Genomic DNA, 24,114 nt, shown 5'->3' on the forward strand with positions numbered 1-24,114 from the left:
AGCACCGATGCCGGACCGGTTCAACGCCGCGGAGTACCTGGTCGACCGGCATCTGGAGTGCGGGCACACCGCCGTCGTCACCGGCCGGCGCACGCTCTCGTACGCGGAGCTCGCGGAGCAGGTGCACCGGGTGGCGGCCGGGCTGCGGGAGCTGGGGGTCCGGCCCGAGGAGCGGGTCGTGCTCAGCATGGCCGACGACGTCGAGATGCTCAGCGCCGTGCTCGGCGCGATGTACCTGGGCGCGGTGCCGGTGCCGGTGTCGACCATGTTGACGCCGGTCGAGCTGGCCACGCTGCTGGCCGACTCGCGGAGCCGGGTGCTGCTGGCGTCGGTGGAGTTCGCGACGGCGTGCCAGGCCGCCGTGGAGCTGGCGCCCGAGGTCGAAATCGTGGTGCTGGACGGGGAAACCGACTTCGCGCCGCGCCAGGGCGTGGCGGTGAGCCAGTGGCACGACCTCGTCGACGCCGGCGCGCTGGAGACGCCGTATCGGACGTGGGCCGACTCGCCGGCGCTGTGGCTGTACACCTCCGGGACCACCGGGCAGCCGAAGGCGGCGATGCACCGGCACGAGAGCATTCGCGCCGTCGGCACGTACTACGGAAACGGGGTGCTGGAGCTCAATCCTGAGGACCGTTGCCTGTCGGTGTCGAAGCTGTTCTTCGCGTACGGGCTGGGCAACTCGTGCTTCATGCCGCTGGCCGCCGGCGCGGTCGCGCTGCTGGAACGGTCGCGGTCCACGCCGGAGCTGATCGCCGGCCGAGCCGCCGCCGATCGGGCGACGGTGTTGTTCGGCGTGCCCACCTTCTACGCGGCGACCCTGGCCAGTGCTGTTCCCGATGACGCGTTTTCCACCGTGCGGCAAGGGGTTTCGGCCGGGGAGGCGCTGCCGGCGGTGCTGTTCGAGAAGTTCCGCGCCCGGTTCGGCGTGGAGATCCTGGACGGCATCGGCTCCACCGAGGCACTGCACATCTTCCTGTCCAACCGGCCCGGCGAGGCGGTGGCCGGCACCAGCGGTGTGCCCGTGCCCGGCTACCAGGTGGAGATCCGCGACGAGGCCGGAAACCTCGCCGACACGGGGGATCTGCTCGTCAACGGGCCGTCGACGGCGACGGGTTACTGGTGCCGCAACGACATCACCCGCGAGGTGTTCCAGGGCAGATGGCTGCGCACCGGCGACACCTACCGGCGCAACGCCGACGGCACCTACACGTATCTGGGGCGCAGCAACGACATGCTCAAGGCCGGCGGCGTGTGGGTGTCGCCGTTCGAGGTGGAGAACCGGCTGCTGGAGCACCCGGACGTGGAGGAGGTCGCCGTGGTGTCGGCGACCGACGAGTCCGGGCTGCAGAAGCCCGTCGCGTGCGTGGTGCCGGCGTTGGGGCACAAGGTGGACGAGGATGCGTTGATCACGTGGTGCCGGGACGGGCTGGCCTCGTACAAGCGGCCGCGGGCGGTGGTCGAGGTGACCGAGATGCCGAAGACCGCCACCGGCAAGATTCGCCGGAACGTGTTGCGGGACATCGTCAAGGACGTATTGATCGATGACCGGGTTGACCGATGATCGTTGACGCGCACGTGCACGTGCCGCGACTGTCCACTTTGAAGCCGGCGTGGCTGGAGTGGGCCGACCAGTTCAGCGGCGACCACCCGTGGCGCTCGGTCTACTCCGAGAACGGCGACCCGGTGCCTTCGAAGCTGGACGCGTTGCTCGCGGAGCAGGGCGTCGACCGGGCGCTGCTGTTCTGCGAGTACAGCCCGCGGGCGACGGGAATTCAGCCGATCGAGGACCTGCTGCCGATCGTTTCGTACAACCCGGAGCGGTTCCGGCTGGTCGCCAACGTGAACCCGCACCTGCACCACCCGCTGGCGTCCGAAGTGGAGCGTCAGCTCGACCTCGGCGCCGTGGCCGTGAAGCTGCATCCCGTGCACGGCTGCTTCTCGCCCGGCGACCGCGAGGTCTATGCGGTGTACCGGGTGTGCGAGGAACGCGGCGTTCCGGTGATCTTCCACTCGGGAGTGTCCAGCTTCCCGGGATCCCGTTCCAGCTACGGGGATCCCGCGCTGCTGGTCGACGTGGTCGAGGACTTTCCGGCCGTGCAGTTCGTGTTCGCCCACGGCGGCCGGGGCTGGTGGTACGACACGGCGGCCTTCCTCGCGCTGGCCAAGCCCAACGTGTGGCTCGACCTCGCCGGCCTGCCGCCGCGCAAGCTTCCCGAGTACTACGCCCGCTTCGACCTGCGGCGACTCGCCGCCCGCTGGATTTTCGGCACCGACTGGCCGGGAGTCCCGGGCGCGGCCCGCAACGTGGCCGCCCTCAGGGAGTTGGGGCTCGGGGAGGAGCTGCTGGCCGGAGTGCTCAGCGGAAACGCCGCCAAGGTGTTCCCGGGATTGGATGTATAGGCAAGGAAAGGGTGGGCACGGCCGGCGCGCTCACGCCTGCTGCGACACCAACTCCTGCCAGCCACGCTGGGCCGGTTCCCGCCACGCCGCATGGTTGTCGTTGAACAGCTGGGTCGCCCGCGAGCCGCTCCACTTCGCCGGCAACAGCTCGCCGGGCAGCTGCGGGTCGAGGAACGGGAACCGGCGCCACTCGTGCACGAGCCGGGTCTGGGCCAGCAGCGCGGCCTCCGGCGTGCGGGCGTCCAACCCGCTGAACTGGTCGATGAAGGATTCGTACCGCTCGGCGACCTCCTGCAGGTCCCAGGCGGCGGCGACCATGCGCTGCACGTCGCCCAGCGCGCCGTAGGTGGCGATGAAGGACATGACGTCGCTGGTCAGGGCCAGGTCCTCCAGAATGGACTTCGCCTCGACCTCGGCGCCGACGTGCGGGGACACCCACACTCCGGGCTCGGGGGAGCCGAAACCGGCCCAGCTCAACCGGGTCCGCAGCCGGTGCCGCAGCTCGCGCTTGGTCTCGGGCACGGACACCATGACCACCAGCCAGCGGCCGTCCCATTGCTGGATGCCGCTGCCGAAGCCGTATATCCGCTCGGCGCCCTCGACGAGCAGCCGCCGCCCGGGCGGGGTGAGCGCCCAGCGCACCCGGCGCCCGACCCGCTCGGAGCTGAGCCAGCCCTCGGCGGCGACCCGGGCCAGCGCCTGCCGGGCCGACTTCTCCTCGATGTCGAAGCGGCCGAGCACGTCGACGATCGTCTGTGTCCAGACCGGTTCTCCCTGCGGCAGCACGTACTCGCCCAGTACCGTGGTCAGCAGCGAGCGCGCGCTGGCGTCGCTGACCTCCCTGCGCCGGGTGACCGTCGGGCGGGCGCCACGGCCCGACCCGGTTGCACCAGAACCCATCTGAACCGTCCTCAGTGACTGCCGTGAATGCACTACTGTGCCACGCACCGGCCGTCGACCGCGAACCTCGGGTCACCTGACCGTCGTAGTCCCGCCGTTGTAAAGCGGCCTGACGCCCACGGGAATTGCTCCCACCGGGTGATGGCGGGGGTGGCTGCTCCGGCGATTATCTACAGGACGGTGGCGTGACACCACCCCTGTGTCTAGCCCTGGGGGCGCAGGGTGAACGAGGTTCGCCCGAAAGTGCGGCCGTTGACCTGAAGTTCCAGGGCGTGTTCCCCGGCGTGGTAGACGCGGGTGCTGATCGGACGGAACGAGTGGCGGCGGCCGATCGTCACGGATTCGCCCGCCGCGAGGGTGCGGGTGGTCAGCTTGAACACCTTGGGACTCAGCGTGCCGTTGGCCTTTCGATGGTGCACCACGTAGTCCACGGCCAGCCGCACCTCCGCGCCGCCGTCGTTGCGCAGGGTGAACTCGAACGGCAGTTCCTCGCCGATGCGAACGTGTGCAGCGCCGAGCGTCGGCCCCACCACGGTGACCGCGGTGGCCGGTGGAAAGCCCAGCAGCGACAACGCGCCGGGGTCGGCGGCCTTGATCAGGGTGCGCAGGGCGTGTCGCACCAGCGGCAGCGTCTCCGTTGTCAGCCAACGGGTCGCGATGTCGACGGCCAGCGCGGGATCGGCCCGGCTGATGTCGTTGAGGTGGTTGGCCACCGACCGCCGCACGTACGGCGACGGGTCGCGGTGCAGGGCGTCGAGGATCGGCACCGTCGACTGTGGATCGTCGAGGATGGCGGGAACCCGCTTCGCCCACGGCAGCCGCGGCCGGGTTCCCTCGCTGGCCAGCCGCCGGACGTGCTCGTCGGGGCTGGCGGTCCAGCGCAGCGCGGCCGCCAGCGTGCGGTCCAGGTCGGCGGCGAGGAAGGTGCGGAGCGCGAACTCGCCGGTGAGCCGGGACGTCAGGTCGGCGACCAGCGCCAGGCCCTCGTCGAACGCGTCCGGCACGGCGCGAACCGCCACCGCCTCGGTGACGGGCCAGATCATCCAGCCGGTGAAGCGCGGATCCTGCATGGCCCTGCGGATCGCCCGTTCGAACGACGCGTACTTCGCGGGCAGGTCGGCCAGCAGCGCGTCGCGGACCAGCCGGCCCCGGTCGCTGAAGGCCGCCCCGTCCAGCTGCACGGACCGGACCGTCGGCGCCTGGCCCAGCACGTCGGCCAGCGTCCGCACCGCCGCCACGCTCAGCATCTCCTCGGCGGTGGGCATCAGAACCCGCTATACGTCGGCATGTATCAACTGTAGCGAATGGCGGGGCTATGCCGTCAGCAGCGACCTGATCTGTGGAATCCACGCCGATTCGAAGTCCACGTGCGGGCTGAGCCGCAGCATCGGCCGCGGGATGTCCATCGGCGCCCGCTCGGGCCCCGAGGCCGTGCACACCATCTTGCGTTCGATCAGATCCGACCGCAGCTGGACCAGATCCCTCTCCGCGTCCGGCACCAGCGCGACGATCGCGCCCGGCGCGTCGACGGCGTCCCGCAGCGACCAGCCGGGGAGATCGGCCAGTCCGGCGCGGAGTTCACGGCCGATGGCCGCGAGCCGTTCCCGGATCCGCGCCGGCCCGATCTCGACGTACTGCCGGAGTGCGGTCGCCAGCCCGACCCGGCCGGCGACGTACGCCTCCCGGCTCTCCAGGTTGCGGACCGGCTGTCCGCCCAGGTTCAGCGCCGGGGCGCGGGGAGTGAGCCTCCGCTGCCACGGTTCGCGCACGGCCAGGTAACCGACGCCGCGCGGCCCGCACAGGAACTTCCGTCCGGTGCCGTACACCGCGGCCGCACCGGCCGGGATGTCGATGTGCCCCAACGCTTGCGCGGTGTCGATCACCACCGGCACCTCGGCGGCGTCACAGATCGCGATGATCTCCGCCGCCGGCTGCGCGAGCGCCCGGTGCGCGGTGAAAGCGGTCAGGTGCACCATGGCGGGCCGCTCGGTGCGCAGCCTCTTCCGCAACGCGTCGAGATCGATCAGGCCCTCGTCGTCCACGTCGAGGATCGTGACGTCGAGCCCGCGGTCGCCGAACGCCGCCAGGTTCCAGCCCCACTCGCTCGGCGCGATCCACACCCGGTCGCCCCGCTCGCACGGCCACGCCGCCAGCAGCTGCGCCCCGGCGGCCGAGCCGCTGTCGAGCAGCGCCACCTCGTCGGTCCGGAAACCGAGCAGGTCGCCGAGCAGCCGGCGGGCCGTCGTGATCGCCTCCGCCGCCTCCGCCTCGGCGACATAGCCGCCGAGCTGGGCTTCCAGTTCGAGGTGCTCGGTGATAGCGGCCCGGGTGGCGACACTGGTGCGGCCGCACGCCGCCGTGTCGAGGTGCAGCATCGGGGTTTCCGTCCGCAGCGCCGTCCAGGCCGTGCGCACGGCCTCGTGTGGCAGTCCCGTCGTCATGTCAGGCATCCTGCCAGGCAGTCATATTTCTGTACTGACATGTCAGATATGTAAGTTGCTCAGCGAACATGTCAAAGCTGGAGTATCATGGCGGCATGAGCCTGCGCCACGCGGCCCTCGGGCTGCTCACCTTCGGTCCCGCGAGCGGATACGACCTGCTTCAGACGTTCAACGGCTCGCTGGCGAACGTGTGGCCGGCGACGCAGAGCCAGCTGTACGGCGAGCTGGGCAAGCTGGCCGAGGCGGGCCTGGTGACCGTCACCGAGGAGGGCGCGCGCCGGCGCAAGGAGTACGCGCTCACCGACGCCGGACTGGCCGAGCTCAAGCACTGGCTCACCGACGTCGAGCCGACCGTCCTGCGGCGCAACGACATGCTGCTGCGGGTGTTCTTCCTCGGCGTGGTCGACCACGAGCAGGGCGAGGAGTTCCTGCGCAAGCGCGAGGGTCAGGCCGTCGAGCACCAGTCCGAACTGCGCGCCACCCAGGAGGCGATCGCGCCCGAGACCGCCGACCTCGCCGTCTACGGCCGGATCGCGTTGGAATGGGGCCTGCGCTACACCGAGATGCAGCGGCAGTGGGCGGCGTGGGCGCAGGAGGAGCTGGCCAAGGCCAGGAAATGACGCTACAGGCCGCCGTGTAGCGCTAGGCTCTGGGCATGACGAGTTCGGCCCGGGACCGGCTGCTGCTGGCCGCCGGGCAGCTGCTGCACGAGGCGCGGGGCGGCAACGTCTCCACCCGTGCCATCTGCGAGCGCGCCGGCGTGCAGGCGCCCACCCTGTACCACCACTTCGGCAGCAAGCAGGGCCTGCTCGACGCCGTGGTCAACTACGGGTTCACGCAGTACGTGGAGCAGCACACCGAGGACACCGCCGATCCGGTGCGGGCGCTGCGATCCGGCTGGGACAGCCACGTGCGCTACGGCCTGGAGCATCCCGGCTTCTACGTGCTGCTCTACGGGCAGATCGAGCCGACGGTGCCGTGCACGCTGACTGCTCGGGCCGAGGCCATGCTGCTGGACCGGCTCGTCGAGGTCGCCCGGCAGGGACGGCTGCTCGTGCCGCCGGCCGAGGCCGCGCGGGAGATCGTCGCCGCCAACGTCGGGGTCACCCTGAGCCTGATCGCCCGGCCGGAGGACGACCGCGACCTGGGCATGTCCGCCCGTGTCCGGGATGCCGTGCTCGGTTCGTTGGTGACGGACGACGCTGCTCCCGGCGACGGTTCCGTCGGGGCGCTGGCGGTGGCGCTGTCGGCGGCGCTGGGAGAGGGCGGCGGGAAGCTGTCCGCGGCGGAGACGGCGATGCTGCGGGAGTGGCTGGACCGGCTGTCGGGTTAGCCCTCGGGGTAGAAGAGGAACAGCGTGCAGCCGGTGGCGGTCGACGGCACGTGCCACGATCCGGCCGGCGCGTGGAGGAACGTCCCGGCCGGGTAGTCGCGTGCGCCGTCGTTGAACGTGCCCGCGACCACGTAGACCTCCTCCGGGCCGGGCTCGTGGACGTCGCGGCGCGGCCAGGACGTGCCCGGATCCATCTCCAGGACATTGGCGTGGGCGCCGCTCGGGCCCGTCCACAGTGGACGGAGTCGAATGCCGGGGAACAGCTCGCGGACCGGGGAATCCTTGACGTGGGCGGAGATGTAGCCCGGCTGGGCGAGGATCTCGGGGTGCATGGTCTTCACGGTGCCGGGTTCGTGGCCGGCGGGCCAGTGTCGTAAATGACACCATGGGGTACTTTCCTGCCATGCATCGCGTGGTGGCCCTGGTGCGCCCGGTGCAGTCGACGTTCGAACTCGGCTGCGCCGCCGAGGTCTTCGGCACGGCGCGGGCCGGGATCCCGCAGTACTACGAGTTCGAGGTGTGCACCGAGACGCCCGGCCCGGTCCCGACCTCGGCCGGGTACGCGATGTCCGTGACGCGGGGCCTCTCGGCGCTCACGTCCGCGGACACGGTGATCATCCCCGGCTGGCTGCCGGTGGAGGCCCCGTTGTCCGCCCGCGTGCGCCGCGCGCTGCTGCGGGCACACGCCCGTGGGGCGCGGCTCGTCACGATCTGCTCCGGCGTGTTCGCGCTGGCCCGCACCGGCCTGCTGGACGGTCGTTCCGCCACCACCCACTGGGCGAGGGCCGAGCAGTTGCGGCGGGAGTTCCCGCAGATCCGGGTGGAGCCGGACCGGCTGTACGTCGACCACGGCGACGTCGCCACGAGCGCCGGGGCCGGCGCGGGCATCGACCTGTGCCTGCATCTCGTCCGGCGGGACCACGGCGCCGGGCACGCCACCCTTGTCGCGCGACACATGGTGATGCCGCCGCACCGCGACGGCGGACAGATCCAGTACGCACCTGCGTCGCCGCAATCGTCCTCTTTGGACGGTCTGTTGGCCTGGGCCGGCGCTCGCCTGGGCACGCCGCTGTCAGTCGGCGACCTGGCCGCCCAGCTCAACGTCTCGCCCCGCACGCTGGCACGGCGGTTTGCCGACCAACTCGGCACGAGCCCGGGCAGCTGGCTGCTGTCCCGCCGGATCGCCGAGGCCCGCAGCCTGTTGGAGGAGACCGATCTGCCGGTGGAGGCCATCGCCGCCCGCGTCGGATTGACGTCCGCGGTCAACCTGCGCCGGCGCTTCCGGGCTGTGGTGGGCACCACTCCGGGCGCCTACCGGCGAGCGTTCCGGGTCTAGCTGAGCGCATCCCCAACCCGTTCTGGTACGTCGCCGGTATCGTGGTTTGCCCGATTCGCCGGCGCCCTCACCGCCCGCGAAACACGATTGTGCAGTAGATGTAACGGCCGCAGCGGGCCGTGTCACCACCGCGCAACAGCCCGTTCCTATGTTTGCGCCCGTGCCCGATTCGACGGTCAGGACCGTGTGCTCGTACTGCGGCGTGGGCTGCGGCATCGTGCTCACCGTTCGCGACGACCGCGTGGTGTCGGTCGCCGGTGACAAGGATCACCCGGCCAACCTCGGCCGGTTGTGCACCAAGGGCGCGACCAGCCACGAGATGCTCGCCGCGCCCGGCCGGCTCACCACCGCCCTGGTCCGCGCCGACCGGGAGGCCCCGGCCGAGCCGACCGATGTGGACCGAGCGATCACCCTCGCGGCGACGAAGCTGCGCGCGATCCTCGACGAGCACGGTCCGGACGCGCTGTCGTTCTACGTCTCCGGGCAGCTCACCCTGGAGGCCCAGTACCTGATCACCAAGCTGGCCAAGGGGTTCGTCCGCACCAACCAGCTCGAGTCCAACTCCCGGCTGTGCATGGCCAGCGCCGGCAGCGGCTACAAGCTGTCGCTCGGCGCGGACGGGCCGCCCGGATCGTACGAGGACTTCGAGCACGCCGACGTGTTCCTGGTGATCGGCTCCAACATGGCCGACTGCCACCCGATCCTGTACCTGCGGTTGATGGACCGGGTCAAGCGCGGCGCCAAGCTGATCGTCGTCGACCCCAGGCGCACGGCGACCGCCGCCAAGGCGGACCTGTTCCTGCAGATCGCACCGGGGACGGACCTCGCCCTGCTCAACGGGCTGCTGCACCTGATCCACGCCGACGGCCTCGTCGACGAGGAGTTCGTCGCCGCGCACACCGAGGGCTGGGAGGCGATGCCCGAGTTCCTCGCCGACTACCCGCCGGACGTGGTCGCCCGCATCACCGGCATTCCCGAGGACGACATCCGCACCGCGGCCAGGTGGATCGGCGCCGCGGGCAACTGGATGAGCTGCTGGACCATGGGGCTCAACCAGAGCACGCACGGCACGTGGAACACCAATGCCCTGTGCAATCTCCACCTCGCGACCGGCGCGATCTGCCGGCCCGGCAGCGGGCCGTTCTCGCTGACCGGGCAGCCGAACGCCATGGGTGGCCGGGAGATGGGCTACATGGGCCCCGGACTGCCCGGCCAGCGCTCCGTGCTGTCCACAGAGGACCGGGCGTTCGTCGAGGAGCTCTGGGAGGTGCCGCCCGGCACCATCCGCACCGAGGTCGGCCGCGGCACGGTGGAGATGTTCGAGCGGATGGCCGACGGCGACATCAAGGCGTGCTGGATCATCTGCACCAACCCCGTCGCCTCCGTGGCCAACCGGCGCACCGTGATCGAGGGCCTCGAGGCCGCCGAACTGGTCATCACCCAGGACGCCTTCGCCGACACCGAGACCAACGGCTACGCCGACATCGTGCTGCCCGGGGCCATCTGGTCCGAGGTCGAGGGCGTGATGGTCAACTCCGAGCGCAACGTCACGCTCGCGCGCCGGGCCGTGTCTCCCGCCGGGCAGGCGCTGCCCGACTGGCAGCTCATCGCCCGCGTCGCCGTCGAGATGGGCTTCCCGTTCCACTACGACAGCGCCGAGGAGATCTTCGAGGAGATCAAGCGCTTCGGCAATCCCTTCACCGGCTACGACTTACGGGGCATCACCTACTCGAGGCTGCGCGAGACTCCCGTCCAGTGGCCCAGCGCCCCGGACGGCCCGGCCCGCAACCCCATCCGTTACGTCACCGACGAATCGGTGAGCTTTCCCACCGCTTCCGGCAAGGCGGTGTTCTTCGCCCGGCCCCACCTGCCGGCCGCGGAGCTTCCTGACGACGAGTTCCCGTTCACCCTGAACACCGGCCGCGTGCAGCACCAGTGGCACACCCTGACCAAGACCGGCAAGGTCGCCAAGCTCAACCGGCTCAACCCCGGCCCCTTCCTGGAGCTGCATCCCTCCGACGCCGCCGACATGTCTATTGTGGACGGCGATCAGGTGGAGATCGCCTCCCGTCGCGGCCGCGCCGTGCTCCCCGCCGTGGTGACCGATCGGGTCCGTCCCGGCTGCTGCTTCGCCCCGTTCCACTGGAACGACCTGTTCGGCGAGTACCTCAGCGTGAACGCCGTGACCAACGACGCCGTCGACCCCATCTCGTTCCAGCCGGAGTTCAAGGTGTGCGCGGTGTCCCTGGCCAAGGTCGCTGCCGCCGCCGCGCCAGGCGGGTCGGAGCCGGGCGGGGATGTGCCGCCGGCCTGGACGATTGCCTCCGCCGCGTCCGGTGCGTCCGTCTCTCCGGGATCAGCCGCATCTGCCGTGGCGGCTGCGGCGGCCGGGTTCGCCGCGGGTGCTTCTGGCGTGGCTGCGGCCGGCGGACCCGGCGGGCAGGTCGCCACCACCGAGCGCACCATCCCCCTCGCCGCGATGCTCGGCGTGGACGACGTGCCGATGCCCGATTTCACCTCCGCGGAGCGGCAATACCTCGCGGGCTTCGCTTCCGGCGTGACTGCCGGGGGTGTCGGCGTGCCGGTGCTGCCGCCGCATGCGCCGATCGAACCGACCCGTGCGGCCTGGGTCGACGGTCTGCTCGCCGGCATGTATTCACGCGGCGGTGCCGCACCGGAACCATTACCCGGCAAGGAGATCGCGGTCCTGTGGGCGTCGCAGACCGGCAACGCCGAGCAGTTCGCGGCCGAGGCGGCGCGGCGGTTGGCGGAGAACGGGTGGCGGCCGGTGCTGGTGAGCATGGCCGAGGCGTCCGCCGAGACGCTGCGTACCGGCAATCCGGTGCTGCTGATCACCAGCACCTTCGGCGACGGTGACGCCCCGGACAACGGCGTCACGTTCTGGGACCATCTGTCCACACAGGACACGCTCGCCGGGCTCCAGTATGCGGTGTTGGCCTTCGGCGACTCCAGTTACGACAACTTCTGTGGCCACGGCAAGCGGATCGACCAACGGCTCCGTGAACTGGGCGCGACCCATCTCGTGCCGCGGGTCGACTGCGAGCCCGACTACCAGGCCACCGCGCGGCGATGGCTCGACCAGGTGATCGTCGCGCTGAACTCGTCCCCGGCCCGGCACCGTGAGATCGAGCTGGTCGGCAACCGGCTGCTCAGCCTGCCCGGCGCCGGCAAGGAAGTCCGGGAGTTCACCTTCGACGCCGGCGACCTCGTCTACGAGACCGGTGACGCCCTGAGCGTGCTGCCGGTCAACAGTACCGCGCTGGTCGACGAGTGGCTCGACGTGACCGGCCTCGACGGCTCGTCCTCGATTTCCCTTGAGGGCCTCGACTTCGACCTCGGCGACGCCCTCCGGGACGAGTTGGAGATCGCGCGGATCACCCCTTCGCTGCTGCACTTCGTCGCCGAGCACAACGGCGACCGCGAGCTGCGGCACCTGCTGCGCCCCGACAACAAGGGCGAGCTGGCCAAGTGGGCCTGGGGCCGGCACGCCGTCGATGTGCTGCGGGAATACCCTGTGCGCGCCGATGCCCAGGCTTGGGCCGAGGTCCTCAAGCGGCTGCAGCCCCGGCAGTACTCCATCTCGTCCAGTCCGCTCGTCAGCCCGTCCCGGATCCGGCTCACCGTTTCCGTTGTCCGCTACGGATCCCATGGCGGCGTCTGCTCCACCTACCTCGCCGACCGCGCCGCCGGCTCGCCCGTCAAGGCGTTCATCCAGCGCTCGCCCCATTTCCGCCCGCCCGCCGACCCCTCAGCCCCCATGATCATGGTCGGTCCCGGCACCGGCATCGCCCCGTTCCTCGGCTTCCTGGAGGAACGCGCCGCCCGGGGCGCCGGCGGCCCCAACTGGCTGTTCTTCGGCGAACAGCGCCGTGCCACCGACTTCTACTACCGTGACGAGCTTTCCCGGTTCCGCTCCGACGGCCTCCTCTCCCGCCTCGACCTGGCCTTCTCCCGCGACCAGCGCGCCAAGGTCTACGTGCAGGACCGGATGCGCGAACACGGTGCCCATCTCTGGCGCTGGCTGAAGGACGGCGCCCACGTCTACGTCTGCGGCGACGCCACCCGCATGGCCAAGGACGTCGACCGGACCCTCCGCGAGATCGTCGCCACCCACGGCGGCATGACCACCGACCAGGCCACTGCCTACCTCAAGCAACTCGCCACCGACCGCCGCTACCTCCGCGACGTCTACTGACCCGGTCACGCGGCCGGCGTGCGTGCCCCCTGCTCGGCGTCGGACAGGCGTTGGCTGGACCGCCATTCCTCAGCCTCGGGTTCCTCGACGTAGTCCACGAGGTTGTCCTGGAGTCCCATCGTGTGGAGGATGTCGAGGACTTCCGCCGGCGTGACGTGGAAGAACTCGCGCCGGAGATTGACGCGGTTGACCCGCCGGCTGTCGAGCCGTTGGTGCAGGCGGGTTTCCAGGCTCACCGCATCGGCGTCGAAGATCAGTGCGTGCACGTCGAACTTGAACGGGACCGAGGCGTCGCCGAGCTCGCGCACTCGCTCCGTGGGGTCCAGCCGCCTGGTCAGGCCGATCTTCACGACGTCATGACCGAACGACCCGACGTTGGAGATCACGTAGACCCATCCGGTGCGGATGTTGGCCTCCCGCTCCTCCACGCCCTTGATCGCCTCGCCGATCTCGGCCAGCTTGCTCTCAGCCTCGGCGATCTTGGCGGCGTCACCGGCGCCCGTCCACTTCTGCATGGCGGTCCGCCAGTGCGACAACTCCTTGGCCAGCCGCGCCTTCTCCCGTTCGAACTCGCGTTGGGCCTGTGCCTCGTCGCGCTGGCGCTCGCGCTCCGCCCGGACGCGCTCCTTCTCCTCCTCGACCTTCGCCAGATAGTCGGCGGTGAGTTCGAGTTCCTCGATTCGCAGTCTGTGGTATCCGGAGGCAATGTTGATGTGCATGGTCTTGCCGAGTCTGGAGATGATGTCCCGGACCTTGGTGAGGCGGTCCTTGGACGACTCCAGTCGGTGTGGGCGCATGGACCGAACACAATTGTCCGCTTCGGTGTTGTATGCGCGGAGCATCAGTTTCGAGAAGTCGCGGACCATACGCTGCCCCTCGACGGCCGAGTTGTTGACCGTCCAGTTCGTGGTGGCCGTGATCGCATGGTTGTTCTTGGCCGACGTCTTGATGGCGTCCTTGAGCCGCTCCAGGGATGCCTTGTACGCCACGGAGTCCGCCAGTCGGTGACGGAACTCGTAGATTCCTGCTTCCTGCAGCAGTGCGAGTTCTTGTGTCTCGACGATCTGGCCCCGGATCCGCTGCAATTCGGACTGCGCCGCCTCGACCTGCTGGTGCACAGCCATGAGCGCGTTCGACGCTTCGCTCTGTCGGGCTGCATCGCTCGCCCCCTGCGCCTCCGCGTCGGCGGTGAGCTTGGCCAGCAGCCGGCGGGCGTTCGCGATGTCATTCTCCAGTGCGACCGCGTCCCTGCCGCGCAGCTCGTCGTACCGCGCCGACACTTCCGCGAGTTGCGCCGCCAGCTGCGTCGCGCGGCTGCTCTCCTGGTGCAAGGCCCCTTGGAGTCGACGCTCCTGCTCTCGGGATAGCTGCAGCTCGGCCTCAACCTGCGGGAGCCTCTTCCGGGCCGCGAACAATCCGACTCGCTTTTCCGGCGGCTGGGCGTCGACCGGCTGCTGGGGCTGTGCCGCCGCGGCACTTGCCTGCGGGACGTCCGGCACCCAGAGCTGCCAGGAATCGGGCGGCCTCGGCCACTCCGCGGGCGGCTGCCACCCTTGGGGCGGAATCCACCCCGCCGGCGTCGGCGGCCAGTTCGGTGGGGGATTGAACCGGTACTTCATCGCCTGGGCCTCCTGACCGCAACCTCGGCAGGTGCTTCGTCGTGCAGTCGGGTTCCGTTATGACCGGGCGCAGAGCAGCCCCCGTTTCCATCCAACCACACCGCACCGACACTTCGCCGTGACGGCAAGATCATTCCTGGTGAAATCCAGAACTGCCAGGTTGATCTGGTTGGATGGAAACGGGGGCTGCGTTTTCAGTGGCGCCTGTGGCTGGCCGCGCCACGTTCAGCGGGTGAAGGTGGCTACCAGGGTGGCGTCCTCAACGGGCGAAGGTGGCCACCAGGGCGGCGTCGGTCGTGACGGTGAAGGTGTAGGTGGGTGAGGTGGAAACCTCCTTGCCGGCGACGGTCCAGGCGACGAAGTGGTAGCCGGGGGCCGGGCGCGCGGTGGCCGTGACCGAGCTGCCGGTTTCGTATTTGCCGGGTTCCGTTTCGGCGCCGGTGAGGTGGGCCGAGCCCCCGGGGGTGGCGGAGACGGAAACGGCGGACTGGACCATGTTGATGGCCATGACGTCGACGAGACGCACGGGGCCGGTGCTGGTGGCGCCGTTGTAGCGCAAGAGGTTGAGCACGGTCGTGGAACCAGCGGCGGCCTTGACGGTGAAGCCGTCGGAGCCGAGGTTGTCGGTGCCGAGGTTGAAGGCGTGGACATCGCCGGATTTGACGACGAGGCCGTTGTGGAGGCCGTAGCCGAAGGCGTCGGTGACGGTGAGGTTGTGGGCGCCGTCCACGGTGACCAGGTCGGCGGATTTGCGGGTGAATCCGTCGATGACCTGGGGGAACAGGTTGGCGCCGGAGGCCCAGTCGGGCAGGTAGAAGCCGAGCCGGACGAAGGTGTTGCCGTTGGTGAGCACACCGTTGATGACGCCGTCGTCGGAATGGCCGACGGTGATGCCGTGCCGGACGAAGGTGCCGGCGAGCTTGCCGACGAAGAAGTGGTCGTTGCGGAAGGTGGCCAGGTCGATGCCGTTGTAGGCGTTGGACATGCCGACGTTGATGACGTACGTGCCGGCGCCGTTGCCACGGATGGCGTACGGGTAGGGGACGAGGCCGTCGGGAGCGGCGGGGTTCTGGCCGGGGTAGAAGACCCGGAGGCCGCGAACGCCGGAGTTCCTGCCGTCGAGCGTGACGAGGGCGGGATCGGTGTCAGGGGTGGCGGTGCCACGGCCGGAGTAGGACATGAGCACGGTCCCGCCGCTCTTGCCGTCCTCGTCCCGGTTGGGCACGGACGAAGCGCCGCGCAGCTCGACGCCGGCGGGAACGGTCAGAAGACCGGAAACCCGATACCAGCCGGCCGGCAGGTAGACGATGCCGCCGCCGTCACGGCCGGCGCGGTCGAGGGTGCGCTGAATGCCGGTGGTGGCGTCGGCGGCGGGGACGTAACCGTTGCCGTGCGGGGCGTCGGTAACGTACAGGGCGTTACGCGACGGGCGGGGAGAGGGCTGCGACGAGTCGTAGGCGGGTGCCTTGCCGGACAGTTGGTAGACGGTGCCCTTGAGCGGCCCGGTGACCTTGACGTCGGTGAGCTTGACGAAGCCGGCCGAGTTGTTGGTGACGGCCCCGTCCAAGGTCCCGCGACCGATCATCAAACCCCAGCGAGAGTCGAACCGGTCGACGAGCAGCGCGGTGTCGGCGCGCCTGATCTGCACGCCCTGGAACGCGCCGGCGAAGTCGACGCGCTGGCCTGGCACGATGTGGATGCCGACGTGGTAGTCGGCGGCGGCGATGTCGTTGAACTGGTCCCACTCCAGGTCCCCGAGCACGAAACCGGTGCCGTGCGCGCGGGTCCAGGCGTCCACAGTGGAGCGACGTGGGGGGTTGTACTGGTGCGGCGCGGAGGCCCAGTAGGAGTTGTCGAAGGTGACGTTCTCCCAGGTGCCGACATCGGCCCCGTTGTACGCCTCGACGCCCTCGAACAGCGCGGTGCCCTTGACGTTCCGCACGGTCGCGGACTCGTGGGTCTGCCCGACGGCCGGCGGCCGGCCGCGCTCGTCGCGCATGGTGCTGATGCCGATGCCGCGGTACGAGTTGAGCATGGTGACGTCGGAAACCGTGCCCATCATGTAGTTCTCGTCGCTGGCCCAGGCGCTGCCGGTGATCTCGAACGTGTAGCTGTACGGCACGGGCGACGTCGCGCTCTGGTGGGGGTAGTACGTAGTCAGCCCCATGACGCCGGCGCTGCCGCCGATCCGGAACAGCACCGGGCCGTTGTCGCCGGACGGCAGGTCGGCGCTGATCACGGTGCCGTAGCTGCCGCCGCCGTGATCGGGATCGCGCCGGTCGCCGCGCAGCGAGCAGAACGCCGGCACCTCGACGGTGTCGGTGACGCGGTAGGTGCCGTCGGGCAGCCACACGGTGCCGCCGCCGGCGTCGTAGCAGTCGTACAGCGCGGCCTGCAGCGCCTTGGTGGAATCCTTGACACCACGGGGATCCGCGCCATAGTTCGTGGCGACGAAGTCGGCGATCACCGGGTCGGCGGTCGGGTACTTGGTCCTGATCAGCTGCGGCTTGGGCGTGACCACCCGCTGATTCCGAACTTGAAGGTCGGCGACGTCGGCCGATCCGTCGTAGTCCAGCCGGACGTAGCGTGCGTTCACCACCGGGAAGTCGGTACGCGACGAGCGGTTGGCCTCGGTGGCACCGGATTCGCCCACCGTGACGAACGACGAGCCGTCGACCGAGGTCTGCACCTTGTAGTCGTGCGAGAAGGCCTGGCCCCACTGGACGTAGACGTCGTTGACCGGCTGGGGCTTGCCGAGATCGACCTGAGTCCAGCCCGGACCGGTCGAGAGCGGCCGGCCGGCGGCGACATTCGTGTTGACCGCGGACGCCCTGAACGCCTGGTAGCTGTCGTAGAGCGCCTGCAAGGCGGCCTTGACCTGCGCGGGAGTGGCGTTCGGGTCGTCGATCACGGCCTGCGCCTTGGCGATCTGCGCGCCGAAGGCGGCCTTCGAACCGGCGGGGTACTGGCCGTCCCGGGTCCCCTCGCGAGCGCCGTAGACGGTCAGATCCGCCTGGGCGGTGAGGTTGCGCAGGCCGGCCTTGACGTCCAAGGTGGACGGGATCACGGTCACCCGCACGGCGGCGACCTTCACCTCCACATCGGACCCGTCGTGGGCGATGCGGAAGTCGGAACCGTTGGTGCGGTTGGTGAGGATCGCGTCGTCGAGCACGAAGTCGTGCGTCTGCCAGGCGCCGGTGTCGCCGTAGCGCACGATCTCCGAGGGCTTGAACTTGTTCGGCAGATCGTTGCCGGGGGAGTCGTACTGCAGGTCGAGGGTGCCGTTGCCGGCATCGAGATAGTCCACGTCGACGAGGACGACGTTCTTCGTGTCGTACGCGTACGAGTCGGCGACGTTCATGTAGAAGTAGTTGGTGGCCGGCGCGGGCGACGCGGCGTTGGTCTGCCAGTAGCCACGACCGGCCGCGGTGCCGGTGATCAGGCCGGACGGGTTGTCGCCGGGATTGGGCGCGACGCCGGTGTTGGACGCGTTCGGGCCGAGCGTGGCGCTGGGACCAGCGGCGGTGATCCGGATCTGCGCGACGGTGATGTCCGAAGCGCCGCCGGTCAGCCGGACGGGCGCCAGCGCGGGCAGGGTCGTCGCGGCATGCTTCCACGTGTTGCTGCCGGCCAGGGTCGCCACCGGGCTGCCGTTGAGAGTCAGGGTGCCAACGCCGCTGTCGTAGTACGTCACCAGGGCGACGACCGGGCCGGTGACGGAGTAGTCGGGATCGGGCGCGAAGTTCAGGTATCCCGTGCCGGCCGAAACGTCGGTCTGCCAATAGCTGTGGCCGTCCACGGAGCCGGTGCGCAGGCCGGCGGCGTTGTCACCGGCGGTGGCGGTGACGCCCAGCGTCAGCGGGGTGGGCCCGAGATCGGCACCGACCCCGTTGGGATACCACACCGGGGCCGCGCCGGCCGGCACGGCCAGCGCGGCGACGAGCGCGACCAACAGTCCTAACAGGACCCATAAGCGGCGGGTCATCGTTGACCTCCCAGATTTTCAGACGGGTGGCATCGCCACCCGGTCAACTCGGCCGTCGGGCCACCGCACGTCGACGACGTCGACGGTGATGTCCAGTTCTGGCAACGCTTCGAGCGGGGAGCCGCCGAGATGCACGGCGGCGGCGTAGATCCGGCCGTACTCGACGTCGCCGTCGGTGAGCAGCACGGGGATTTCGGACACCGGCCCCAGCGGGTTGGAGTCCTTGCCCACCGCGGTCTCGGTGACGTCGAGGCCGGCGAGGTCGATCAGCAACGAGTGCAGACCGCTGCCGGGAACCGTTGCCCAGCCGCCGATCCGCAGCCGCCACGGTCCGGGATGAGTGCACTCGTCGGCCTCGTCGACCCGAACGAGTCGAACCTCGGTGGCACCGTGGATCACCGAGGCCACGGTGATCCAAGGCCCCAGCCTATACGTGGTTTCGGGACTGTGGAAGGGATTCCAGCTCTCATCCGCGGGCCAGTGCGCACGGCTGCGCGACACCCCCGGCCCAAGCGCCTGCAGCGGGCGGCGATGCGCGGCGCGGCCGTCGGAGTCGACCAGGGTCGCCGAGGAGTCGAGCGGCGGCGTCATCTCCGGAGCGGCATGCGTGCTGTACGCGATCCGGGCGTAGGCGGGGTCGTCCGTCGCCAACTCCGCGGGGTCGATGTGGTCGCTGCCGTGGTTCAGCACCCGCACCACGCCGTCGGAGCGAGTGCCGGAGACCGTCCACCCCGGTGCCGGCAGGGAGATCTCGTAGTCCTCCTGTTCCACCGGCAGCGGAACCTCGGGCGCCGTCCAGACTTCGTGGTCGGGCGGCAGCAACAAACCGGCGAAGCCCTTGCTGGCCCAGTACGGCGACGCGGGGCCGGAATAGGCCTGCCGGATGCGCGGGAACCGGGCGTGCCAGCCCAAGGTCAGCAGCCCGTCGTCGTCGACGGCGCCGGCGTTCATGAAGTGGTCGAGCATCAGGCCGCCGATGCGCCGGGTCTGCCCCGGCGGCAGCGGCGTGGCGTCGTGCCGCGCGCCGATCCACAGTGGAGCGAGCACCGCGAACCGGTACGTCAGCGACCGGCCCTGGATCAGCGGGGACCCGTTGCCGCCGATCAGCCGGGCGTAGTCGGCAAGGTACAGCCGCAAGCGATTGCGGTACCGCTCGGCGAGGCGATCATCGCCGGTGATCTCGCAGAACAGCAGCGGGTAGAAGTGCATTGCCCAGCCGCTGTAATGGTCGAAATTGCGATGTGCACCGCCGGCCAGGCCGTCCGAGTACCAGCCTTCGCCCGCGTGCCAACGGTCCGTGGACTCGATGGCATGGTCGAAATCGTCCTGACTCCACGCCCCGCCGACGGTCCTGGCGAAGGCGCCGGTGACGGCCCGGAACCACAGCCAGTTGTTCTGCGGCATGTCGTCCCCGACCATCGGGGCCAGCCAGTCGAGCAGCCGCTGCTGGGTGCGCGAGCTCAGCCGGTCCCACAGCCACGGCCGGGTCAGGTGCAGCCCGAGCGCGATCGACGCGGCCTCCACCTTCGCCTGCACGCACTCGCCGAACCGCGGCCAGCGGTCGGGATTGGCGGGATCGACGCCGGCCGCCAACCCCTGCGCGTACCACTCGGCGAACCGATGTGGATCGTCGCCGGACGCCCCGGCCAGCCGGAACGCCGCCAGCAGGAAGGTCCGCGCGTAGCCCTCCAACCCGTCGCTCCAGCGGCCGCTGCCGCTCACCGGGCCGGGCAGGTGGATCAACGCGTGCGTGTCGGTCGCCCACGGCCGCACGGCGAGCAGCATCGAGTCGGCAAGGCGTTCCCATTCGGCACGGGACGGGGCAGGATGCACGATCACCTCTTCACAGCGCGGCGTGACGATCTGGCCGGGCCGCGACACCAGCGCCACCGCGTCGCCCCGGTGTGCAACGGCCGTTCGAGCAGGTGGGTCTCATGCGAAGTGCCTCCATGTCAGGGCGCTTCGAGACCTCCGTCCGGCCGGCGCACCCGCGCCGACCAGCGTTCGTGCAGGAACTTGGTCGGCGGGAACTTCGCCGCCGCGGCCTCGTCGAGGTCGACGCCCCAGCCGGGCTCGTCGGACGGCGTCAGGTGCCCGTCGCGAACCACCGGCGTGCCGGGGAAAACCTCGTGCGTGGCCTCGTTGTAGGTGTGGGACTCCTGGTAGCCGAACGCCGGCGTGGACACGTCCACGGCGAGGTTCGCGGCCACGCCGACCGGCGAGATGTCGCCGGGGGAGTGGAAAGCGGTGCGCACGCCCAGCAACTCGGCCAGCGCCACCAGCTTCCGGGTCGGGGTGAGGCCGCCGATGGCGGACGTGTGCAACCGCAGCAGGTCCACGCCGCCGTCCTTGATCAACCGGGCCGCGTCGGCGACCGAGCCGACCTGCTCGCCGACCGCGATCGGCACCGGCGACGCCGCCCGCACGGCCGGCAGCTGGTCGTAGTGCTCCGGCGGGATCACATCCTCCAGAAAGGACAGTCCGTACGGTTCCAGGGACCGGGCCAGCACGATCGCCTGCTTCGGCGTCAACCTGCTGTGCACGTCGTGCATCAGGCTGACCTCGCCGAGCCGTTCCCGCGCGGCGGCGAACAACTTCGGCGTGTCGTTGAGGTACTGCCGGACGTCCCACCCGTCCGGATGCGGCGAGCGGGGATAACCGCCGCGCGTGCCCGGCGCCCCGTAGGTGCCGAGGCCGGGACCGCCGACCTGGAGCCGGATGTGCCGATAACCCTGGTTCAGCAAGGATTCCGCCGCGTCCAGCGTCTCGTCGACGGTCGCGCCGGCGGCGTGGGAGTAGACCTCGATCGCGGACCGGCTGCGGCCGCCGAGCAGCTCGTGCACCGGCATCCCGGCCCGCTTGCCCATGATGTCCCACAGCGCCTGGTCGATCCCGGACAGCGCGTTGTTCAGCACGGGACCGTTGCGCCAGTAGGACGAGTAGTGGATGAGCCGGGTGATGTCCTCGATGTCGGCGGGGCTGCGGCCGATCACCAGCGGGCCCATGTGCTCGTCCACGGCCGCCGCCACCGCCGCGAACCGCTGCGTGAAGGTGGCGCAGCCGAGGCCGTACAGACCGGGCTCGGACGTGTCGACCCGGACGACGACGAGCGGAATCCCTTCCGGCGCGGTGACAATCGCGCGCACGGCGGTGACCCTCACGGAGTCACGCGGCGTCCACGGCGGCAGCACCTCGGGCAACCCGGTCACGACGCCCCCTGTTCCAGCCTGGAAACGCGCAGATACCCCATCGACGACTGTCGGGTCTGGACTCTTATCGGCAACACCAGCAGCTGGGTCTCGGCCACCGCGCCGGTCACGCGGTCGTGCAGCAGGGTCATCGCCTGCCGGCCCATCTCCCGTGACGGTAGGGAGATCGCCGCCGCGGTCAGGGGCAGCACGTCGAACGGACCGGCGTCGTCCATGCCGGCCAGGTCGACGTCGCCGGGCACCTCCAACCCCAACGCCACCAAGTCCTGCGCGGCGGTGGCCAGGGCGTACCCGTTGGAGCACAGCAACACCGTCGGTGGCTGACTGCTCCGCAGCAGCTCGTTGAGCATCGCCCGACGGGCCTCGGTCGGCTGATCACGGTAACGGCGCAACACGGTCAGGTCCGGTCGGACCGGAATGTCGTGTTCCCGCAACGCCTGCACGTGGCCGGCGAGCCGATCCCGGATGCTGGTCACGTCGATCTCGTCCCACAGCGTGGCGATCGTGCGGTGCCCGGCCTCGATCAGCGCGGTCGTCAGCTCACGGCCGGCGGACATGTTGTCCGCCACCACGGCGTCCGTGGCCAGGTCGGGCCGGTACCGGTCGACCATCACCAGCGGCACTCCGCGCCGCCGCGCCTCCGCGTACGGGGTGAGCACCGCCGAACCCTCCGCCGGGTACACGATGATGCCGCTGACCTGGTGTTCCAGCGCGCCCCACAGCGCCTTCTCCTCGCGCGCGGGGTCGTTCTCGCAGTGGTTGAGGAACAGCCGATAACCCAGATCCGCGCACACTTCCTCGATGCCGGCGAGGATCTGGCCGACGTGCGGGCCCTGGTTCTGCAGCACGCACGCGATGGTCCGGTCCGACGGCGGCGACGCGGCCGGCGGCCGGTCCGCGACGAAGGTGCCCTGACCGCGGCGGCGCACCACGTAACCCTCGGTGGCCAGGTCGTTCAAGGCGCGCACGGCCGTCGCATGGCTGACGTTGAACCGCTCGCAGATCTCCCGCTGCGTGACGAACGGCCGGCCCGGCGCGTACTCGCCGGCGGCGATCGCGGCCAGCAGCTCGCGCTTGACCTGCTGGTAGAGCGGGGGCTTGTCGCCGCCGGTCGCCGCTGCCATCCCGGTTCGCCCTTCGAGATCAACTGACTCGAACGCGGCCACTTTAGCATGTCTAATTCGGCCCAGTCCTGGCCGTGAGTCGAGTTGGGCCGGTCGAGTTTGGCCTATTGACCTGTTAAAGACCCGTCACTATGGTCTGGCTCACTCGACCGAGTGACAGCCGACTTGGCGGAGGACGGCATGGGCACAAAGCGGTGCGGCGGAAGAGTCCTGGCAGTCGTGGCGGCACTGGCCATGGTCACCACCGCGTGCGGTGGTGGCGGCGGCTCCGGCGACGGGACCACGCTGTCGATGTGGACGTTCAAACAGACCCACGTGAAGGCCCTCGAGGCCGCCGCGGCCAAGTTCAAGGCGCAGACCGGCATCACGGTGAACGTCACCGCCTACACGCCGGACGACACGTTCACCAGCAAGGTGCAGAGCGCCGCGGCCAGCCACGACGTGGCCGACGTGCTGGAGGTGCACGCCGCCGGCGAGGACCGGGTGCTCGGCGGCGCCGGCATCACCAGCGATCTCGCGGCGGACGTCAACGACCAGTACAAGAGCCGGTTCCTCAAGGGCACCGCGGACACCGGCCTGATCACCGAGCAGGTGTACCAGGACTCGTTGAAGCCCAAGGCGACCGACCCCGGCGTCCACACGGGACAGCTGCTCAGCATCCCGTTCACCGCCGGCACCTTCGGCGTCGTCTACGCCAACAAGGACAAGCTCACCGCGGCCGGCGTCGACGCGAGCAAGGCGCCGGCCAGCTGGCAGGAGCTGATCTCCTGGCTGAAGGCCACGCACGACAAGGACGCGCAGAACGGCGGCATCACGATCGGCCTGAAGAGCTCGTCCACCGGCCTGGACTGGGCGCTGGAGCCGCTGGCGTTCGCGCTGCTCGGCCCGCAGGACTTCCACGCCCTGTACGGCACCGACAAGGCCAAGGCCTGGGGCAGCCCCAACGGCCAGCGGGTGTTGGAGCAGTACAACCAGCTCACCCCGTACTGGACGCCGGGCACCCAGACGCTCGGCATCGACGACGCCGACCGGGCCTTCGCGCAGGGCAAGGCCGCCTTCGACATCGGCGGCACGTTCACGATCTCGGCGATCCAGCAGAACGGCCTGAACCCGGACAAGATCCTGGCCTTCCCGATACCGGTGCCGGAAGCCGGTGTCGTGAAGGACTTCAAGCTGGCGCCGTTCGCGCTCACCGGCCTGGCCGTGTCCGCGCAGACGCCCAACCGCGACGCCGCCCTGAAGTGGCTGGACTTCCTCACCCAGCCGGCGCAGGCCGGCGCGTTCGCCCAGGCCGCGCTGGATCTTCCCGGCACCGACCTCGGCGCGGACGCGGAGAAGCTGGTCGGACCGTACCTGAGCTCGATGGAGGCGGCGTTCGGCACCGGCGACTCCGCCTGGAACCCGGGCGACAGCACGTTCAAGGGCCCGAGCTGGGACATCCAGGCGGCCGGCGACATCCTGGTGAAGATGACGCCGCTCAAGGAGCTGGACCCGGCCGCGACCAACCAGCAGCTCGCGGTCTACAACACCAGCGTGCACAGCGGGAACTAG

Annotated in this window: 16 protein-coding genes; 7 read left to right on the forward strand and 9 right to left on the reverse strand. The window is 70.1% G+C overall.

The genetic code is table 11. The features are described 5' to 3' along the window. Positions 1–7 precede the first annotated feature (7 nt). Entirely contained in the window at positions 8–1,561 is a 1,554-nt protein-coding gene (locus BJ998_RS31690; protein ID WP_184866994.1) for a benzoate-CoA ligase family protein, read from the forward strand. Further along, on the forward strand, positions 1,558–2,400 hold the full coding sequence (locus BJ998_RS31695; RefSeq protein ID WP_184866995.1) for an amidohydrolase family protein: 843 nt from the start codon (positions 1,558–1,560) through the stop codon (positions 2,398–2,400). The genes BJ998_RS31690 and BJ998_RS31695 overlap by 4 nt, the downstream gene beginning before the upstream one ends. 30 nt (positions 2,401–2,430) lie before the next feature. Here the strand turns inward: BJ998_RS31695 and BJ998_RS31700 are convergent, their stop codons facing one another. From BJ998_RS31700 to BJ998_RS31710, 3 genes are all read right to left on the reverse strand, one after another. Then, the gene (locus tag BJ998_RS31700; protein ID WP_184866996.1) at positions 2,431–3,300 is read right to left on the reverse strand and encodes a PaaX family transcriptional regulator; all 870 of its coding nucleotides are present in this window, start codon (positions 3,298–3,300) and stop codon (positions 2,431–2,433) included. Positions 3,301–3,503: 203 nt separating this feature from the next. Then, positions 3,504–4,565 carry a DNA alkylation repair protein gene (locus BJ998_RS31705; RefSeq protein ID WP_184866997.1) on the reverse strand — a complete coding sequence of 354 codons (1,062 nt, stop codon included), beginning with the start codon at positions 4,563–4,565 and terminating at the stop codon, positions 3,504–3,506. A 48-nt stretch (positions 4,566–4,613) separates the two neighbouring features. After that, positions 4,614–5,741, reverse strand: coding sequence for an aminotransferase class V-fold PLP-dependent enzyme (locus tag BJ998_RS31710; protein ID WP_184866998.1), 1,128 nt, complete (start codon positions 5,739–5,741; stop codon positions 4,614–4,616). A gap of 95 nt (positions 5,742–5,836) precedes the next feature. Between BJ998_RS31710 and BJ998_RS31715 the strand changes: the two genes are divergently transcribed. Further along, entirely contained in the window at positions 5,837–6,361 is a 525-nt protein-coding gene (locus BJ998_RS31715) for a PadR family transcriptional regulator (protein WP_184866999.1), read from the forward strand. Between the two features lie 35 nt (positions 6,362–6,396). After that, positions 6,397–7,074, forward strand: coding sequence for a TetR/AcrR family transcriptional regulator (locus BJ998_RS31720; protein ID WP_184867000.1), 678 nt, complete (start codon positions 6,397–6,399; stop codon positions 7,072–7,074). On the opposite strand, the gene BJ998_RS31725 is transcribed toward BJ998_RS31720, so the two are convergent. After that, positions 7,071–7,406: a cupin domain-containing protein gene (locus BJ998_RS31725; protein ID WP_184867001.1), complete on the reverse strand. Its 336-nt coding sequence runs from the start codon at positions 7,404–7,406 to the stop codon at positions 7,071–7,073. The genes BJ998_RS31720 and BJ998_RS31725 overlap by 4 nt on opposite strands. 71 nt (positions 7,407–7,477) lie before the next feature. Here BJ998_RS31725 and BJ998_RS31730 point away from each other — a divergent pair, with 71 nt between their 5' ends. After that, positions 7,478–8,410 carry a GlxA family transcriptional regulator gene (locus BJ998_RS31730; protein ID WP_184867002.1) on the forward strand — a complete coding sequence of 311 codons (933 nt, stop codon included), beginning with the start codon at positions 7,478–7,480 and terminating at the stop codon, positions 8,408–8,410. A gap of 160 nt (positions 8,411–8,570) precedes the next feature. Then, positions 8,571–12,626 (forward strand): bifunctional nitrate reductase/sulfite reductase flavoprotein subunit alpha, encoded by a 4,056-nt coding sequence (locus tag BJ998_RS31735; protein ID WP_221338189.1) that lies wholly within the window; start codon positions 8,571–8,573, stop codon positions 12,624–12,626. Positions 12,627–12,631: 5 nt separating this feature from the next. Here the strand turns inward: BJ998_RS31735 and BJ998_RS31740 are convergent, their stop codons facing one another. The 5 genes from BJ998_RS31740 to BJ998_RS31760 form a co-directional block, all read right to left on the reverse strand. Next, entirely contained in the window at positions 12,632–14,125 is a 1,494-nt protein-coding gene (locus BJ998_RS31740; protein WP_312890422.1) for an SNIPE associated domain-containing protein, read from the reverse strand. 379 nt (positions 14,126–14,504) lie between these two features. Continuing rightward, a complete protein-coding gene (locus tag BJ998_RS31745) occupies positions 14,505–18,230 on the reverse strand; it encodes a glycosyl hydrolase family 28-related protein (protein ID WP_184867004.1) in 3,726 nt (1,241 codons plus the stop codon). A gap of 18 nt (positions 18,231–18,248) precedes the next feature. Next, the gene (locus BJ998_RS31750) at positions 18,249–20,120 is read right to left on the reverse strand and encodes a DUF2264 domain-containing protein (protein WP_221338190.1); all 1,872 of its coding nucleotides are present in this window, start codon (positions 20,118–20,120) and stop codon (positions 18,249–18,251) included. A gap of 62 nt (positions 20,121–20,182) precedes the next feature. Next, a complete protein-coding gene (locus BJ998_RS31755) occupies positions 20,183–21,439 on the reverse strand; it encodes an enolase C-terminal domain-like protein (protein WP_184867005.1) in 1,257 nt (418 codons plus the stop codon). Then, positions 21,436–22,563 (reverse strand): GntR family transcriptional regulator, encoded by a 1,128-nt coding sequence (locus BJ998_RS31760; protein WP_184867006.1) that lies wholly within the window; start codon positions 22,561–22,563, stop codon positions 21,436–21,438. The genes BJ998_RS31755 and BJ998_RS31760 overlap by 4 nt, the downstream gene beginning before the upstream one ends. 180 nt (positions 22,564–22,743) lie before the next feature. Here BJ998_RS31760 and BJ998_RS31765 point away from each other — a divergent pair, with 180 nt between their 5' ends. Beyond that, positions 22,744–24,114 carry an ABC transporter substrate-binding protein gene (locus BJ998_RS31765; protein WP_184867007.1) on the forward strand — a complete coding sequence of 457 codons (1,371 nt, stop codon included), beginning with the start codon at positions 22,744–22,746 and terminating at the stop codon, positions 24,112–24,114.

This window comes from Kutzneria kofuensis (genome assembly GCF_014203355.1).
Taxonomy (GTDB): Bacteria; Actinomycetota; Actinomycetes; order Mycobacteriales; family Pseudonocardiaceae; genus Kutzneria; species Kutzneria kofuensis.

Coding starts and splice junctions, on each gene's coding strand:
- BJ998_RS31690 (WP_184866994.1), top strand. CDS start 8: ATGCCGGACCGGTTCAACGCCGCGGAGTACCTGGTCGACCGGCATCTG.
- BJ998_RS31695 (WP_184866995.1), top strand. CDS start 1,558: ATGATCGTTGACGCGCACGTGCACGTGCCGCGACTGTCCACTTTGAAG.
- BJ998_RS31700 (WP_184866996.1), bottom strand. CDS start 3,300: ATGGGTTCTGGTGCAACCGGGTCGGGCCGTGGCGCCCGCCCGACGGTC.
- BJ998_RS31705 (WP_184866997.1), bottom strand. CDS start 4,565: ATGCCCACCGCCGAGGAGATGCTGAGCGTGGCGGCGGTGCGGACGCTG.
- BJ998_RS31710 (WP_184866998.1), bottom strand. CDS start 5,741: ATGACGACGGGACTGCCACACGAGGCCGTGCGCACGGCCTGGACGGCG.
- BJ998_RS31715 (WP_184866999.1), top strand. CDS start 5,837: ATGAGCCTGCGCCACGCGGCCCTCGGGCTGCTCACCTTCGGTCCCGCG.
- BJ998_RS31720 (WP_184867000.1), top strand. CDS start 6,397: ATGACGAGTTCGGCCCGGGACCGGCTGCTGCTGGCCGCCGGGCAGCTG.
- BJ998_RS31725 (WP_184867001.1), bottom strand. CDS start 7,406: ATGCACCCCGAGATCCTCGCCCAGCCGGGCTACATCTCCGCCCACGTC.
- BJ998_RS31730 (WP_184867002.1), top strand. CDS start 7,478: ATGCATCGCGTGGTGGCCCTGGTGCGCCCGGTGCAGTCGACGTTCGAA.
- BJ998_RS31745 (WP_184867004.1), bottom strand. CDS start 18,230: ATGACCCGCCGCTTATGGGTCCTGTTAGGACTGTTGGTCGCGCTCGTC.
- BJ998_RS31760 (WP_184867006.1), bottom strand. CDS start 22,563: ATGGCAGCGGCGACCGGCGGCGACAAGCCCCCGCTCTACCAGCAGGTC.
- BJ998_RS31765 (WP_184867007.1), top strand. CDS start 22,744: ATGGGCACAAAGCGGTGCGGCGGAAGAGTCCTGGCAGTCGTGGCGGCA.